General features: G+C 59.8%; 14 protein-coding genes. 5 read left to right on the top strand and 9 right to left on the bottom strand.

Features of this window, described 5'->3' with window-relative positions:
* The first annotated feature begins 276 nt into the window (after positions 1-276).
* Positions 277-675 (top strand): hypothetical protein, encoded by a 399-nt coding sequence (locus ACP7BX_RS19550; protein ID WP_426129417.1) that lies wholly within the window; start codon positions 277-279, stop codon positions 673-675.
* A 42-nt stretch (positions 676-717) separates the two neighbouring features.
* Here ACP7BX_RS19550 and ACP7BX_RS19545 read toward each other — a convergent pair whose 3' ends face one another.
* Together ACP7BX_RS19545 and hutC are read right to left on the bottom strand one after the other, a co-directional pair.
* Positions 718-1,275: a HutD/Ves family protein gene (locus ACP7BX_RS19545; protein ID WP_426129419.1), complete on the bottom strand. Its 558-nt coding sequence runs from the start codon at positions 1,273-1,275 to the stop codon at positions 718-720.
* Complete coding sequence (hutC, locus tag ACP7BX_RS19540) at positions 1,272-1,982, bottom strand: histidine utilization repressor (RefSeq protein WP_232920667.1); 711 nt, start codon at positions 1,980-1,982, stop codon at positions 1,272-1,274. Before hutC ends, ACP7BX_RS19545 begins: the two co-directional genes overlap by 4 nt.
* A gap of 147 nt (positions 1,983-2,129) precedes the next feature.
* Here hutC and ACP7BX_RS19535 point away from each other — a divergent pair, with 147 nt between their 5' ends.
* On the top strand, positions 2,130-3,494 hold the full coding sequence (locus tag ACP7BX_RS19535) for a formimidoylglutamate deiminase (RefSeq protein WP_314524540.1): 1,365 nt from the start codon (positions 2,130-2,132) through the stop codon (positions 3,492-3,494).
* Between the two features lie 130 nt (positions 3,495-3,624).
* Here ACP7BX_RS19535 and ACP7BX_RS19530 read toward each other — a convergent pair whose 3' ends face one another.
* Positions 3,625-4,194: a lipocalin family protein gene (locus ACP7BX_RS19530; protein WP_038841684.1), complete on the bottom strand. Its 570-nt coding sequence runs from the start codon at positions 4,192-4,194 to the stop codon at positions 3,625-3,627.
* 30 nt (positions 4,195-4,224) lie between these two features.
* Positions 4,225-4,479: a lipoprotein gene (locus ACP7BX_RS19525; RefSeq protein WP_033897714.1), complete on the bottom strand. Its 255-nt coding sequence runs from the start codon at positions 4,477-4,479 to the stop codon at positions 4,225-4,227.
* 222 nt (positions 4,480-4,701) lie between these two features.
* On the opposite strand from ACP7BX_RS19525, the gene ACP7BX_RS19520 reads away from it, so the two are divergent.
* Together ACP7BX_RS19520 and ACP7BX_RS19515 are read left to right on the top strand one after the other, a co-directional pair.
* A complete protein-coding gene (locus ACP7BX_RS19520) occupies positions 4,702-4,974 on the top strand; it encodes a type II toxin-antitoxin system Phd/YefM family antitoxin (RefSeq protein ID WP_269132581.1) in 273 nt (90 codons plus the stop codon).
* Positions 4,971-5,294, top strand: coding sequence for a type II toxin-antitoxin system RelE/ParE family toxin (locus ACP7BX_RS19515; protein WP_426129422.1), 324 nt, complete (start codon positions 4,971-4,973; stop codon positions 5,292-5,294). Before ACP7BX_RS19520 ends, ACP7BX_RS19515 begins: the two co-directional genes overlap by 4 nt.
* 56 nt (positions 5,295-5,350) lie before the next feature.
* Here ACP7BX_RS19515 and ACP7BX_RS19510 read toward each other — a convergent pair whose 3' ends face one another.
* From ACP7BX_RS19510 to ACP7BX_RS19495, 4 genes are all read right to left on the bottom strand, one after another.
* Positions 5,351-6,361 (bottom strand): class 1 fructose-bisphosphatase, encoded by a 1,011-nt coding sequence (locus tag ACP7BX_RS19510; RefSeq protein WP_133076478.1) that lies wholly within the window; start codon positions 6,359-6,361, stop codon positions 5,351-5,353.
* A gap of 109 nt (positions 6,362-6,470) precedes the next feature.
* Complete coding sequence (locus ACP7BX_RS19505; RefSeq protein WP_426129425.1) at positions 6,471-7,826, bottom strand: DUF3999 domain-containing protein; 1,356 nt, start codon at positions 7,824-7,826, stop codon at positions 6,471-6,473.
* Positions 7,826-10,876, bottom strand: coding sequence for a DUF2339 domain-containing protein (locus tag ACP7BX_RS19500; RefSeq protein WP_426129427.1), 3,051 nt, complete (start codon positions 10,874-10,876; stop codon positions 7,826-7,828). Before ACP7BX_RS19500 ends, ACP7BX_RS19505 begins: the two co-directional genes overlap by 1 nt.
* Positions 10,877-10,960: 84 nt before the next feature.
* Positions 10,961-13,411 carry a glycogen/starch/alpha-glucan phosphorylase gene (locus ACP7BX_RS19495; protein WP_314524533.1) on the bottom strand — a complete coding sequence of 817 codons (2,451 nt, stop codon included), beginning with the start codon at positions 13,409-13,411 and terminating at the stop codon, positions 10,961-10,963.
* A gap of 240 nt (positions 13,412-13,651) precedes the next feature.
* On the opposite strand from ACP7BX_RS19495, the gene ACP7BX_RS19490 reads away from it, so the two are divergent.
* Positions 13,652-14,086: a YkgJ family cysteine cluster protein gene (locus tag ACP7BX_RS19490; protein ID WP_017734855.1), complete on the top strand. Its 435-nt coding sequence runs from the start codon at positions 13,652-13,654 to the stop codon at positions 14,084-14,086.
* A gap of 203 nt (positions 14,087-14,289) precedes the next feature.
* Here ACP7BX_RS19490 and typA read toward each other — a convergent pair whose 3' ends face one another.
* A complete protein-coding gene (gene typA / locus ACP7BX_RS19485) occupies positions 14,290-16,110 on the bottom strand; it encodes a translational GTPase TypA (protein WP_032890153.1) in 1,821 nt (606 codons plus the stop codon).
* Positions 16,111-16,146 lie beyond the last annotated feature (36 nt).

The raw sequence follows: 16,146 nt of genomic DNA, 5'->3' as shown, positions 1-16,146 counted from the left end.
GAAATTTCTTGCAGACGTTTCTTGCCGGGAGAGGGGTTTGTCACCACAACGCAGCGTTGCGCCGCATTGGGGCATTCGGTAACAAAATGGTGCGCACGGTTGGGAAGCGAGGGTGGGCATGCGTAGCAGTGAAATAGCGCGCCTGGCCTGCCAGGCAAAAGGCGCGTCCCAACGACGATTTTTCTGAGTTATCTGTAGCCCAGCAAAAACGGATTTTTTCGTATATTCAGTGGTTTAGAGTCGGCTTTCACACACCCAACCCATGGAAGACTTATCGTGACCACTCTAAAACGGGCAGGCATTTTTATCGTACTCATGGCGACCAGCATGGCTGCAGTCCAAGCCATTGCCGCCACCTTTACTGCGACCCTTGATAAAACAGGAAAAGTTACTGCGCAGTCACCCAAGTGGATCAAGGACGTGAAACTCACCGCCCAAGCTGATTACTTCTCCGATTACAAAGTCAGGTTTGTGCCGGGAGTGTTCAAGGACGCGCCACGGTTTTGCACCGTGTCGGTGACGGACGTCAGCTCCAATGATCACATTTTCTACGGCCACGCCAAGTTGGGGAGCGTCCCGGCGATCAACTACGTCAACGTTTTAACGCTGAAAGTGGGGGACAACAAACCCGCTGGCGATTCTTCGATGGGCTTTCAACTGATGTGCGTTAAGTAAACCTATTTCCCCACACGGACTGAGCGCCGGTCATACAAGCGCTCAGCGGTTGCTCAGTTCGATAACGCAACAGCGACCACTCACGGCAACCTCCAGCAGGTCAGTGTTACCGTCCACTTGCAGGCAGTCGTGATGACCAAGTTTCTGGCCCAGCACCTTCACTTCATCCGCAACACTGAACACCAGCACCGTCTGCGCGGTGCTGAAGAAGCGCTGTTCGCCATCGATCCATTGCAGCCGTGCGTGGTAGCGCTGGGGCGAATAGATCAGGTTGAAGTCGCGGATCGGCCCGGTGATCAAACGGCATGACACCTGGCTGTCACCCTTGAACGCAAAGGCTTGCAGCGGTAACAACCCGCGTTGTTCTTCGCCGTCTACGGTCAACACCATGCCGGCGCCCTGGATCACGGTGATCACGCGCTGGTAGCCGGCAAAAGTAGAGAAGCCGCCGGATTCCGCGATATCTGCAATCGACAAGCGCCAACCAAAGCCATCCAGCCCTGTACCGGCATCACGGGTGATTTCTTCGGTGCTGCCGCCGCCGTTTTTCCAGGGCATGCGTACGTAATCGGCGGCGCGCCAGACTTTTACGGAACTCATTTACTGAAGCGTCCTTCCAGGCTGTGACGGGAACCGGGGTGGATCAAACGCGCGGCGGTCACCGGCTGGCGGCCCGACCAGGTGCGTCGGCGAATCAACAGGCACGGCTCGGTGGGTTCGATCTGCAGCAGCTTGCACTCGGCAGCGTCGGCAAGGATGGCTTCGACCACGTGCTCGCCTTCGGTCAGCGGCGCTACTTGGTTCAGGTAGGCGTACGGCGTTTGCTGGGTGAAATCCTGTTGCAGATATTCCGGCGCGACCAGGGCGTTGACGAAACGGTCTTCGATTTGCACGGGAATATCGTTTTCGAAGTGCACGATCAACGAATGGAAAACGCGCCCGCCTTCACGCATCTCCAAGGCGACGGCGCGCTCGGAACCGGCAGCCTCTTCGCCCAGGTGGATGACCTGGCAGGTATGCCGATGACCGCGGGAGGCGATCTCATCGGCGATATTGTGCACTTCGAACAGGGCTGACTGGCTCTTGGGCTCGGCGACAAAGGTGCCGACACCTTGCATGCGCACCAACAAACCTTCAGCGGTGAGCTCGCGCAGGGCGCGGTTGATGGTCATGCGGCTGAAACCCAGCTGGCTGACCAGTTCGCTCTCCGACGGCACGCGGTAATGGGGCGGCCAGTTGCCGTTGAGAATCTGCTGGCTGATCATCTGTTTGACGCGGGCATACAAGGGCGCCGGACTTTCGTCCATGTGGGCAGCCAGCGAAGACTTGGCAGGCGGAGTCGGCACAGGGAATCCTTGCAGGGGGAAAAGATGCATAGATTGCCGGAGTTTACCGAGCAGGCAAACGTCTGTATATGTATATACAAATAAACACACGACCGGGGTGCCTTGATCATGTCCGCTTTCTTTGCCGAACGCGCGCTGCTGCCTAATGGATGGGCCAATGATGTACGTCTTGAAGTCAGCGCCGATGGGCGGCTGACAAAGGTTGAGGCCAATGCCAGCGCAGAGGGTGCCGAACGGCTGAGAGGCCCGGTGTTGGCGGGTATGCCGAACCTGCATTCCCATGCGTTTCAACGCGCCATGGCGGGTTTGGCGGAAGTTGCTGGCAACCCGAATGACAGTTTCTGGACCTGGCGCGACCTGATGTATCGCATGGTGGGCAAGATCAGCCCGGACCAATTGCAGGTGATCGCGCGCCAGCTGTATATCGAAATGCTCAAGGCCGGCTACACGTCGGTAGCCGAATTTCACTATGTGCACCATGACGTCAGCGGCCAGCCGTATGCCGATCGCACGGAACTGTCGCGACAGATCAGCCAGGCGGCGGCCAGCAGCGGGATTGGCCTGACATTGCTGCCCGTGCTGTACACCCACTCGGGGTTTGGCGGCCAATCGCCTAATGACGGCCAGCGGCGGTTTATCAACAGCACTGAAAACTACCTGGACCTGCAGGCGCAGTTGAAACCCCTCCTCGCCGCGCATCCGGCGCAGCAGTTGGGGCTGTGCTTCCACTCGTTGCGCGCAGTCACGCCGCAGCAGATCAATGATGTGCTGGCCGCCAGCGACAAGGCGTGCCCGGTGCATATCCACATCGCCGAACAGCAAAAGGAAGTCGACGACTGCCTGGCCTGGAGCGGCAAACGCCCGCTGCAATGGCTGTATGACAATGTTGAAGTGGATGAACGCTGGTGCCTGGTGCATGCCACTCATGCCGATGCGGATGAAGTCGCACGCATGGCCAAGAGCCGCGCGATTGCCGGCTTGTGCCTGACCACTGAGGCCAACCTGGGTGATGGGATCTTCCCGGCTGTGGACTTTCTGGCCCAGGGCGGACGCATGGGTATCGGCTCCGACAGCCATGTGTCATTGAGCGTGGTAGAAGAGCTGCGCTGGTTGGAATATGGTCAGCGCCTGCGCGATCAGCGGCGTAATCGTTTGTATCGAAGTGATCAGCCGATGGTCGGCCGTACGCTGTTTGACGCCGCGCTGGACGGCGGTGCCCAGGCATTGGGCCAGCCGATTGGTCGGCTGGAAGTGGGCAAGCGTGCGGATTGGATAGTGCTGGATGGCAATGACCCCTACCTGGCCACGGCGACTGAGGATGGGATTCTCAACCGCTGGCTGTTCGCGGGCGGCGATCGGCAGGTACGGGATGTGCTGGTGAATGGAAAGTGGGTGGTGCGCGATGGGCATCATGCCGGTGAGGAAGAAAGCAGCCGGGCGTTCACGCAAGTCTTGAGAGATCTACTGGGCTAACCAGCGACACATAACAAATGTGGGAGCTGGCTTGCCTGCGATACAGGCACCTCGGTGTATCAGTTACACCTCAGTGACGCTATCGCAGGCAAGCCAGCTCCCACATTTTTTGATCGGCGGTGACCCAGGGTTATTGTGAGGTCTTCGCCATCTGCTTGTCCGACGTACGCCAGATCAACCGCGTGGTGTCATACCCCTGCTGCCGCGCCCTGCTCAGCAGGTCTTCGCGGGTGTCCGCACTGACCGTCGGCGTGCGCGACAATATCCACATGTACCGCCGGCTCGGGCTGCCCACAATCGCGGTCTTGTAGTCATCACTGACGTACAGCACCCAGTAATCGCCCTTGGCGACGCCCGGCAACAGCGCGGTGAACCAATTGTTGAATTCCACCCAGAGCTTGTCGGTCTTGCCCGGCACTTGCGGGGTGGCGGTGCCTTTGGCTTCTTCCCACTTCCATTCGGTCGTCAGGCAGCGGTTGAACACCGACATGTCGCCATCGGGCAGCAAGGTGTAACGGGCTTCGGACTGCGCGCAGTTGCGCTGGAAGTACATCGGCAATCGAGCCAACTCATACCAGGTGCCCTGGTAACGCTTGAGGTTGACGTTGCTCGCTGTCTTGGGTTGCAGATCATCGCCAGAATGGCTGGCGCAGCCCGCCAAAAACAGGCTGGCACAAAGGAACAAAACAAAACGGATCATTCTTCTTCTCCCGCAGGCTCTCGCCCCGGTTTACTTCAGGCCTTGCCCGGAAAACATCAGAACCTTGTCACCGGCATATTGAACGCTGATAAAGCTGTTTTTATCGCCCCAGGTGCAACTGGACATACCCAGCGCGCCGGAGCAATCGGTTGGCTTGCCCAGCAACGACTCCACTTCAGCCTTGGCCATGCCAGCCGACAATTTTTGATAATTTTCTTGGTTGACCTTGCTGCAAGCGGCCAACAGCACGCAAAAAGCCAGCAAAGCGAGACGGCGTAACGACATGGAAAAACTCCTGGAGGGACGAAGCAGCGTGGGTATCTGCCAGAAGCTTAGAAGGGAAAAGAGGTGTCTGGTTCCCGATGAGGGGTGGTATTTATTTTTTCTGTGAACGGGCCCTTTTCTCCGTATTTTCGAGCGCGAAAATATCAACCTTTCATCGGACGCGCTCTTTAGAAGACCGAATAAAGACTAAAATCAGTCCCATCGTCGCGCGAGGGTCTTACCGTGAAATTCTCATCCCAGATAAAACCGATCAGTTACCTGAAAAGTCATACCGCCGAAATCGTCAAGACACTCTCTGAAAGCCGCGAGCCGCTGGTTATCACCCAAAATGGTGAAGCCAAGTTGGTCGTGATGGATGTGAAGAGTTTTGAGGAACAGGCAGAAACCATGGCGTTATTAAAGCTGTTGGCCTTGGGCAACCGTCAGATTGAATTGGGGCAGTTCCAGGAGATGGAGGACGTGTTCGCTGAACTGGACAAGGACGACGCCCAATGACCTTCAGGGTTGTGATTCTCCACTCGGCAAAAAAAGACCTCAAGGACATCAAGTCATACCTCATCCGGCAGTTTTCGTCATCGACCTGGCAGCAGTCCTATGACGCTTTGAAACAAGCCATTCGCCGCCTTGAGACTCAACCCTATGCAGGCTCGATCCCCGAAGAAATCGAGACGCTGAATCTCAGCCATTACCGACAAGTGGTTAGCGGCATGAACCGGATCATCTACGAGATCCGTGATCAAACCGTCTTTGTTCATATCATCGCCGACACTCGCAAAAGCCTGCAGGCGCTGCTGCTAAAACACCTCATCCAATAAACAAAAAACCCCGGAACGCTGACAGCACTCCGGGGTTTATTTCTTAGCTCAAGGTCTTACGCCTTGTGATACGCCGTCACCCGCTCAACTTCTTCCTTCGAACCCAGGAACACCGCCACACGCTGGTGCAGGCCTTCAGGCTGGATGTCGAGGATACGCTGGTGGCCATCGGTGGACGCGCCGCCCGCTTGCTCAACCAGGAAGGACATCGGGTTGGCTTCGTACATCAGGCGCAGTTTGCCCGGCTTGGACGGCTCGCGGCTGTCGCGTGGGTACATGAACAGGCCACCACGGGTCAGGATACGGTGCACGTCGGCAACCATTGCGGCGACCCAGCGCATGTTGAAGTTTTTCTTCAACGGGCCTTCTTCGCCGGCCATCAGTTCGCCCACGTAGCGAGTCACAGGTTCTTCCCAGTGGCGCTGGTTGGACATGTTGATCGCAAATTCCTGGGTAGAAGCAGGAATGGTGATGTCTTCGTGGGTCAGTACGAAGCTGCCCATTTCGCGGTCCAGGGTGAAGCCTTTAACGCCGTCGCCCAGGGTCAGCACCAGCATGGTTTGCGGGCCGTAGATAGCATAGCCGGCAGCAACCTGTTGGGTGCCTGGCTGCAGGAACGCTTTCTCGTTCAGCGGCTCGTTCTGGCTCAGGTATTCGTTCGGGCAACGCAGTACCGAGAAGATGGTGCCAACCGGAGCGTTGATGTCGATGTTGGACGAACCGTCCAGTGGGTCGAACACCAGCAGGTAGGCGCCTTTCGGGTATTTGCCCGGGATCTGGTAGGCATTGTCCATTTCTTCGGACGCCATGCCGGCCAGGTGACCGCCCCATTCGTTGGCTTCGAGCAGAATCTCGTTGGAGATCACGTCGAGCTTCTTCTGCACTTCGCCCTGCACGTTTTCGGTGCCCATGCTGCCCAGGACACCACCCAGTGCGCCTTTGGACACGGCGTGGCTGATTTCCTTGCAAGCACGCGCCACCACTTCGATAAGGAAGCGCAGATCGGCAGGCGTGTTGTTGCTGCGGGTCTGCTCAATCAAATAGCGACTCAAGGTAACGCGGGACATGTAAGGCTCCGGAAAAGGGGGGGCTTGAAAACCCGCGCAGTTTAACGCGAGTCGGGGCGTATTTCCTCCTATCAGAGGATTTAAACCCAATAGAGTTCATGGACTTTATTTAACGTGCCACCGGCGGCTTGCGCAGCAAACTGTAGGCCATGGCGCCCAGTGCCGCCACGCCGAGCAGCAACACGGCCCAGAGGCCGAGTTTTTTCCAGTCTGTTCCGGCATCGGCAGCGGGCGCGACGGCGGGCGGCGCAGTGGCGATTTCCCCGGTGACCGTTGCCTGCCCCAACGTCTTGAGACGCTCGGCGCTGTAGTCGGGGATCAAGGTCGAGAGCGGAAGGTTCGCCGCCTTGGCCGACGCATTGCCCAACGCCAGGGTGAACGGCGGCTCACCCCGCGCCAGGAACACCAGCTGTGTGGCACGTACCGCAAAACGCAGCGCCGGCGCTTCGACACCCAGGCCGCCACCGCGCTCATCAACGGTCAACTTGAGCTCTGCAACCGTCTGGCCCGGCAGCTGCAATTCATCCTGCACCACGTCCCGGCCATTCTGGGTCAGGCGATACAGCAGGCCATTGCTCAGGGGCTGCCAGGCCTGTTTGCTGTCCCGGCGCCCCGCCAGCGTCACGGGCGCCAAAGTGTTGGGTTGTTTCAACTCGATGCGCAGCCGCTCAAGACTCAGCCCCGTGGGCAACTGCCAGCTGTATTCCCCGGCCTTGAGCCGCGTGCCCGCCAAGGGTTGCGACCATACCAATGGCAGGGGCAAGTGGCTGCGGGTGGCGCTCACCAACTGGGCAGAGGTCAGCAATGGCGCCGCCTGGCCTTGCCAGACCAGGCGCAGGTAACGCGCCGATTGCCCCGGCAGGCTCACGTCATGCTGCTCGACCCGTTCGTCGGCAAATGACAAACGCGCCACTTGCCCATCGCCCCAGGCTTGCCAGTGCTGCAAGTCATCACTGGCTTCAATACTGAAACGCTGGAAGCCTTCTTGCTCATGGCTCCAGTCCAGGCTCAATTGCTGCAAAGGCGCCTTGATTGCACTGGCGTCCAACACCCAGCCGCGCAGCACTTGCTTGCCGGGCTTAGGCGCAGAGGATGGTGTGATTTCCACCAAGGTGCCTGTGGTGGTGGCCTTCATCACCACGTCGGGCAAGGCTTGCTCGGTATCGGCAGCGTACAGCGGGAACCACTTCACGTCGGTGACGTTGCGAGTCTCGGAGCGTTGCGCGGACTGGCGCGGCAGCGCATAGGCCTGGGGTTCACCGGCAGCGTTGAACACCCGCACATCGCTGAGATCGGCCTGGCGTGCATTCAGTTGAACCGTCAATGGCAGCTCCAGGCGATACCAGGGACCCGTGCCGCTCACGGCCAGCGGCACTTGGGTGGCGAAATCCGCCGGACGCTCTTGAGCAAACGCCGCCGAGCACAGCATCCACACCGTCAACCCACTCAGACTCAGCTTGCCCATCAAGAAGACGCTCCCTCAGTTTCAACGCGTTTGGGCGGCAGCGGCGCAAAGTAGCCCACCACCAGCAACAAACCGCCCACGCCGATAAACGACACAATCCGCGCCAAGCCGCCACGATTGCTCAGTTCGACAAAGAACAGCTTGGCCACCACCACCGCAATCAGCGCCGCGCCGATCAGCCACACTTCGCGGCGATGACGCAGGTGGCCGCCGATCATCAGGCCGAGGGCGATCAAGGTCCAGACGATCGACAGGCCCGCCTGCACCAGCATGGACTCGAGCAGCGCATCCAGATGAAACGGCACGCCGCCCCAATGGTGGGCGGTACGCATCACCAGCGCGGTAAAGAAGGCAAATAGCGAAATGCCTGCCACGCCCTGAGCGATCAACTCGACACGCGGCCCGCGCTGCGGCGCCACACTGCGCGACCACAGGTAAATGCCCAGCAGCGCGAACAGCAGGCCCAGGTCCAGCGGATTGAGCAGCGGCACATAGGGCAGCGGCTTGGCCGTGCCGTCACTGAAGATATTTGCCAGCCAGAACCAACCGAGCATCAGCACCGCCAGGGGCAATGCGGCGAGCACGCGGTACTCCCTTGGGTACGCGCAAACTGGCCACGGCCAACTGCGCGGCGCGGCGGCCAGCACCAGGTACAGGCTTGGCAGGATCGCCCAGCCCAGCCAGCGCCAGGCGTTGTATTCGCTCGACAGCACCAGCAAGCCGTAGCGCAGTTCCAGCGCCAGCACGCCGATCAGCATCCAGCAGCCCAATACATGAGCCGCGCTCAAGACTTTTCCAGGCACCAGCGCCGCCAAACGTCGTAGCGAGATGAAATGCACCGTGAACACCGCCAGCCAGGCCAGCCAGCCGAACTGCGCGGCCGGGTGGTAATACTCGGTCCACGCGCCCCACAACACCAGGCCCGCCGCAGGCATCAGCAACGTGCTGGCGATACCCAACGCCACCCAGCGCAAACGCAGCGCCAGTGTTGTCCAGATCACCCCGCTCAGCGCAGCCGCCAGCAGCAACAGCGCAGCGTGCAAAGGTGCAGGCGCCAAGCGCCACACTTCAATGATCACCGCCAACGCCCACCAGGCCACGCCCCAGGCCAGCAGACCTGCGGACAAACGGCCACGGGGCAAGCGCCAAGCGCCGAGCATTGCTGCCAAGGCAATGATCATCGGCGTCCAGGCATTGTTCACCGGGTCGAGGGCAAAGAGCGCGCCCGCAAGGACTTGCACAGCAATGCCACAGCGCACCACCACGGGCGAGCCGATTCGCTGGCCCGCCCACACGGTCGCAAGGCCAGCAACCGCCCAACCGACGATGCTGCCCTGGGTTGAAAACAACAGCGGCGCCAGCAGGTAGGCGCAACCCAGGCCGAGTACGGCGAACCCTGGAGCGCCGAGACGCTCCCAACGGCGAGTCTGCTCCGGCGCGGCTTTGTGCAGTTGATAAAAGCTGAACAACAATGCCGCGCCCAGCAACAACGCCCCTAGTGGAGGCCCCTGCAGCAACGTGTCCTGGCCATCGCGCAGCTCGCTGAGGAAGGCGAGCAGCGAACCCAGTTGCAGCAACAAGGCGAAAGCCCGCGCCACAGGGCGATGCTGGCGCAGACCGAGCCAGAAGATCCCGGCGCCTTCGACAGCCCACGCCGCAGCCGTCCAGCGCGCATCGAGCCCCAAGGGGATGGCCAGGCTGGCGAAGATCACGCCTAGGGCCAGGCAGGTTTCCGTCAGGAGCACGGCGCGCCCGCCACTCAGTACACGGGCCAAGACCATGTAAAGGATGCCCAGGCCCAGCGCACTGAACGCCGCGGCGAACTCAAGGTGTTGCACCAGCGCGAACTGCAAGCCAAAGCCCACCAGCGGCGGGCCGAACAACAAGGTGCCGTCGACATAGTCGCCCTTGCGCCATTGCGCACCCAGGCTGTCGCCCTCGCCCGCCTCCAGCAATGTGCGCCGGGCGTACAACAGGCCGATGGCCAGGTACATCGCGAAAAACAGGATCAGGAACGGCTCGGTGCTCCACAACAGCTCCGGCGTGTAGGAGCGCATGCCCCAGGCGAAACCAATCCCGAAGGTGCCCACAAAACCGATCACGTTCAGCAGGCGCCAGGCTTTGAACCAGGCAATCGCGAGAATGCCGGCGTTGAGCAACGCAAAGTAGCTGAACAGCGCCACATGGCTTCCGGCGCCGGTCGATACCAGGATCGGCGCCGCAAAACCGCCCAACGCCGCCGCACAGGCCAGGCCGAGCGCATCCTGGGTGATCGCCAGGATCGCCGAAAATACCGTGACGGCGACCAGCAACCCCATTGCCGCGCCGGGATCGATCAGCGAGTGCAAACGCATCGCCGCAAACACCGTGAGGTACAACACCGCAATCCCCGCGCCTTGCAGCATCAAGCCGTAGTTGCTGTTACGCAGCCGCAGCCACCAGCCCAGGCCCAGCAGGCCCAGCGCAGCGGCGGCAACACCGGCGTAACGCAGCTCGATCGGCACCACCATACCTTCGGTGGCGTAACGCAGCAGGAAGGCCAGGCCGAGGAACAACAGCACCACGCCGACGCGCAGCACGGTGTTGCCACCGAGCAGCCAATTGCGCGCACCCTCGATGGCGCGTTCGATCAGGTTGGGGCCGCGAGGGGTTGCGGGTTCTTTAGGCGTCGGCGCCGGCGTCCACACGTCATCCAACAACGGCTGGCTTGGCTCAGGGACCAGGGCAACGGGTGCCAATTCGGCAGGCAGCTCCCACACCAATTCGGGCGACTTGCCGACAGGTGCCGATTCGGGAACAGAGGGTTCAACCCTCATGCTGCTTGCAGGCGCAGGGACTTCCAACTGCCGCAGGCGTTCGCCCAGAGCAATCAGCGACTTCTGCGTGGTTTCCAACTGACGTGCCTGCTGGTCCGCCTTGGCCGACAGCTGCGCCAGGCGAATCGCCTGGCCAATGCCTAACCCGAGCAGCGCACCCATGCCCGCATCACTGAACGACTCGTCGAGCGTCCAGCCGAGCACCAGGCCAATCAGCATGAAAATCCATTGCATGGTCGATATTCCTAAGCAAACCGAGGCCTAGTATATCGACACGGCCCAACAGAGGTTGGGCCTTGGGGCACAGATCTGGAAAACTCAGTCGAGGGCTTTCCAGATCTCCGTGGCGTACTCCCTAATCGTACGATCCGAACTGAACCAGCCCATACGCGCCGTATTCAACACCGCCGAACGCCACCAGGCCTTGGAATCATGCCAATGCGCCTCGACCCGCGCCTGGGCGTCCCAGTACGAATCGAAGTCGGCACACACCAGGAAGCGGTCGTAGTCGATCAGCCCATCGATCAACCCTACGTAGCGGCCCGGATCATCCGGCGAGAACACCCCGCCCCGGATCGCTTGCAGCACGTCGTTCAAGCGGTGAGACGCCGCGATATCAGGACCTGCGTTGAACTCACCCGCGTGTTTACGGGCTTCAACCTGCTGCGCACTGAGGCCGAAGATAAACATGTGCTCGGCGCCCACACGCTCATGCATTTCCACGTTGGCGCCGTCCATGGTGCCGATGGTCAGCGCGCCGTTGAGGCCGAATTTCATGTTGCTGGTGCCCGACGCTTCGAAGCCGGCAGTGGAAATCTGCTCTGACAAGTCCGCCGCCGGGATGATGCTTTCCGCCAGGCTGACGTTGTAGTTGGGCAGGAACACCACCTTGAGCAAGCCGCGAACGGTCGGGTCGTTGTTGACCGTGCGGGCGATGTCGTTGGTCAGTTTGATGATCAGCTTGGCCTGGTGATAACTGGCCGCCGCCTTGCCGGAGAAGATCTTCACCCTCGGCACCCAGTCGGTGCCCGGTTCAGCACGGATCGCCTGGTACAACGCCACGGTGTGCAGCAGGTTGAGCAGTTGACGTTTGTATTCGTGGATGCGCTTGACCTGCACGTCGAACATCGCCGCCGGGTTGACCGCAATGCCCAGGCGCTCATGAATGATGTCCGCCAGCGCCCGCTTGCTGTGCAAACGCTGCTCGGCAAAGGCCTTGCGGAACGTCTGTTTTTCGGCAAATGGCTCAAGCTCCACCAGCCGCTCTTCGGGCTTGTCGAGAATGTCCGGGCCGAGCGCTTCCACCAGCATGGACGTGAGCTTGGGGTTGGCCTGGTACAGCCAGCGGCGGAAGGTAATGCCGTTGGTTTTGTTGTTGATGCGCTCCGGGTACAGCTTGTGCAGCTCGGAGAACACGGTGCTGCGCATCAATTGGGTGTGCAAGCCGGACACACCGTTGACGCTGTGGGAACCGAGGAACGCCAGGTTGCCCATGCGCACGCGACGACCGTTGTCTTCTTCGATCAGGGACACGGCGCGCAGCACGTCAAAGTCATGGATGCCTTTGGCGCGCAGCGAATCGATGTGCTGGGCGTTGATCAGGTAGATGATCTGCATATGCCGGGGCAGCATGCGTTCCATCAAGCCTACAGGCCAGGTTTCCAATGCCTCAGGCAACAAGGTGTGGTTGGTGTAGGAAAGGGTTTCGACAGTGACATCCCACGCGGCTTCCCATGGAATGTCGTGCAGGTCCACCAACTGACGCATCAACTCGGCCACGGCAATGGACGGGTGGGTGTCGTTGAGCTGGATCGCGGCATGTTCGCCCAGGCTCAGCACCGAGCCGTGCATGTTCTTGTGGCGGCGCAGCAGGTCTTGCAGGGAGGCGGCGACGAAGAAATATTCCTGGCGCAGGCGCAGTTCCTGCCCCGCTTCGGTGCTGTCGGCCGGGTAAAGCACTCGGGAGATGCTTTCGGCACGCGCTACTTCAGCGACGGCGCCCAGGTGGTCACCGGCGTTGAAGCGCTCCAGGTGCAGGTCTTCCACCGCACGGGCACGCCACAGGCGCAGGGTATTGACGCTGGCGCCGCGCCAGCCGACCACCGGCGTGTCATAGGCGATGGCGCGCACGGTTTCATTGGGGGTCCACCGCTGAACCATCTTGCCGGTGCCGTCATCCAGGGTTTCGACGCTGCCACCAAAGCCGATCGGGTACACCACTTCAGGACGTTCGAATTCCCAGGGGTTGCCGAAGTCCAGCCAGTGCTCGGTCTGCTCCTGTTGCCAACCATCGACAATCGCCTGGCGGAACAGGCCGTGTTCATAGCGGATGCCATAACCGTGGCCGGCAATGCCCAGGGTCGACATGCTTTCCATGAAACACGCTGCCAGGCGGCCCAGGCCACCGTTGCCGAGCGCCGCATCGGGCTCCAGCAGGCGGATGCGTTCCAGGTCGACACCCAGCTCCGAGAGTGCTTCGCGGGCAATCTCCAGCACGCCGAGGTTGCTCAGGCTGTCATAGAGCAAACGGCCGATGAGGAATTCCAGGGAAAGGTAGTAAACCCGCTTCTGGCCTTTGCGGTAGATGCGCCGGGTGTGGTCCATCCAGTGATCGACCATCTGGTCGCGCGCGGCCAGGGCAATGGCTTCAAACCAGTCGTGGTCGAAGGCGTGATCCGGGTCCTTGCCCACCGCGTAGGTGAGTTTGGTCAAGACGGCATCGCGAAATGCGGCTACCTCTGCTTCTCGTGCAAGTGGTTCCTGAGACATCAATTGCGACCTCGGGCGAGATAGAAGGAGTTGCTAGAGCCTAGACGGTCTGACAGACGGTAGACGCTCTGGTTCGGCACTTTTTTAACGCATTTACCTTTGCAGGGTTTTGATGCATTGGCCGTGCCTGCTTTTGGCAAACGCGCGCCTTCTGGCCGAAACCCACAAAATATTGTTCAAAAAATCACCAATCCCGGTATGATCGCGCGCCCGGATACCGCCCCACCTTTTGGAACCCTGATGAAGCCTCAATTGATCGCCGCCGCGGAACTCGACCGTCTCGAAACGTGGCAGAAATATTCCGCGCACATGTGCGGTGGTTGCGTGTCCAGCTGCTGCACGCTGCCGGTGGAAGTGAAGGTCAAGGACCTGATCCGCATTGGCCTGGTCGATGAGTTCGAACTCGGCGATCCTGCGAAGAACATCGCCAAGCGGCTGCAGAAGGAAGGCATCGTCGAGCGCTTCAATTCCAAATCCGAGATTTTTACCCTGCAGCGCATGAGCAACAACGATTGCCTGTTCCTGGATCGTAAGACGCGCTTCTGCACTATTTATGACAAGCGCCCGGATACTTGCCGCAATCACCCGAAAATCGGGCCGCGCCCAGGGTATTGCGCGTACAAGCCAAAGGAAGTGGTGCGCGAGACCAAGTTCAAGACCCTCGACAAGTTCTGATCCCAATTTTGTATTGCTTGGACTACCGCTTTCGCGAGCAAGCCCGCTCCCACATTTGAACGCATTCCAAAGTTGGAACTCGGTCGAATGTGGGAGCGGGCTTGCTCGCGAAGGGGCCAGTACAGCCACTACACAAACTGCAGGCACAAAAAAACGCCCCCGGCCTTTCGACCGGGGGCGTTTTTCATTCAGCCTGAGTTAACTCAGTTCTTGGCTTTCTTGGCAGCGCGGGTACGCTCGCCTTCGTCCAGGATCTTCTTACGCAGGCGGATCGACTTAGGCGTGACTTCGCACAGCTCGTCGTCCTGGATGAATTCCAGGGCCTGTTCCAGGGTGAAGCGAACAGGTGGAACCAGAGCGATGGTTTCGTCTTTGCCCGAAGCACGCATGTTGTCGAGCTTCTTGCCTTTGGTTGGGTTGACGCCCATGTCGTTGTCACGGCTGTTCAGACCAACGATCTGACCGTTGTAGATCTCTTGACCGTGTTCAACGAACAGCTTGCCACGCGCCTGGAGGGTTTCCAGGGAGTAGGTCAGCGCCTTGCCGGTTTCTACCGATACCAGAACACCGTTCTGACGGCCGGACATGTCGCCGGACTTCATGGTGTCGTAGCGATCGAAGATCGAGGTCAGGATGCCAGCACCGTTGGTCAGGGTCAGGAACTGGTTACGGAAACCGATCAGACCACGAGCAGGGATGTTGTATTCCAGACGTACACGGCCTTTGCCATCCGGCACCATGTTGGTCAGGTCGCCTTTACGCAGACCCATCTCTTCCATCACCTTGCCCTGGGATTCTTCCGGGGTGTCGATGGTGACGTTTTCGAACGGTTCCTGCTTCACGCCGTCAACCTGACGGATGATCACTTCTGGACGACCAACGCCCATTTCGAAGCCTTCGCGACGCATGGTTTCGATCAGTACCGAGAGGTGCAGCTCACCACGGCCGGAAACCTTGAACTTGTCAGCCGAGTCGCCTTCTTCAACGCGCAGAGCAACGTTGTACAGCAGCTCTTTGTCCAGACGTTCCTTGATGTTACGGGAAGTCACGAACTTGCCTTCTTTACCGCAGAAAGGCGAGTCGTTTACCTGGAAGGTCATGGAAACGGTTGGCTCGTCAACGGTCAGAGGCTTCATGGCCTCGACGTTGTCCGGCTGGCACAGGGTGTCGGAGATGAACAGGGAGTCCATGCCGCTCACGCACACGATGTCGCCGGCGAAAGCTTCTTCAACGTCGATACGGTGCAGACCGTGGTGACCCATCAGCTTCAGGATACGACCGTTACGCTTCTTGCCGTCGGCGCCGATAGCGACAACCGGGGTGTTCGGCTTGACGCTACCACGAGCGATACGGCCAACACCGATAACACCCAGGAAGCTGTTGTAGTCCAGTGCCGAGATTTGCATCTGGAACGGGCCGTCACGGTCAACTTTCGGCGCTGGTACGTTGTCGACGATCGACTGGTACAGCGGGGTCATGTCTTCAGCCATGTCGGTGTGTTCCAGACCGGCAATACCGTTCAGGGCCGAGGCGTAGACGACTTTGAAGTCCAACTGTTCTTCGGTGGCACCCAGGTTGTCGAACAGGTCGAAGATCTGGTCCAGAACCCAATCCGGACGCGCACCTGGACGGTCAACCTTGTTGATGCACACGATCGGACGCAGGCCGGCTTCGAACGCCTTTTTGGTCACGAAACGGGTTTGCGGCATAGGGCCGTCTTGAGCGTCAACCAGCAGCAGAACGGAGTCAACCATCGACATTACGCGTTCTACTTCGCCGCCGAAGTCGGCGTGGCCCGGGGTGTCCACGATGTTGATGTGGTAGCCGTTCCAGTTGATAGCGGTGTTTTTAGCCAGGATGGTAATACCGCGCTCTTTTTCCTGGTCGTTGGAGTCCATCACGCGCTCGTCGTTGAGCTCGTTGCGCTCCAGGGTGCCGGATTGACGCAGGAGTTTGTCTACCAGGGTGGTTTTACCATGGTCAACGTGAGCAATGATGGCGATGTTACGTAGATTTTCGATCACTTGTGTATCTCGATCAGAGGATTCGGTGTGCTGACA

The sequence above is a fragment of the Pseudomonas sp. DWP3-1-3b3 genome (assembly GCF_049896305.1).
In the GTDB taxonomy this organism is placed as follows: Bacteria; Pseudomonadota; Gammaproteobacteria; order Pseudomonadales; family Pseudomonadaceae; genus Aquipseudomonas; species Aquipseudomonas azotoformans_A.
The sequence above is the reverse complement of the archived record's forward strand: the minus strand, read 5'-3'. Positions and strand labels throughout refer to the sequence as shown.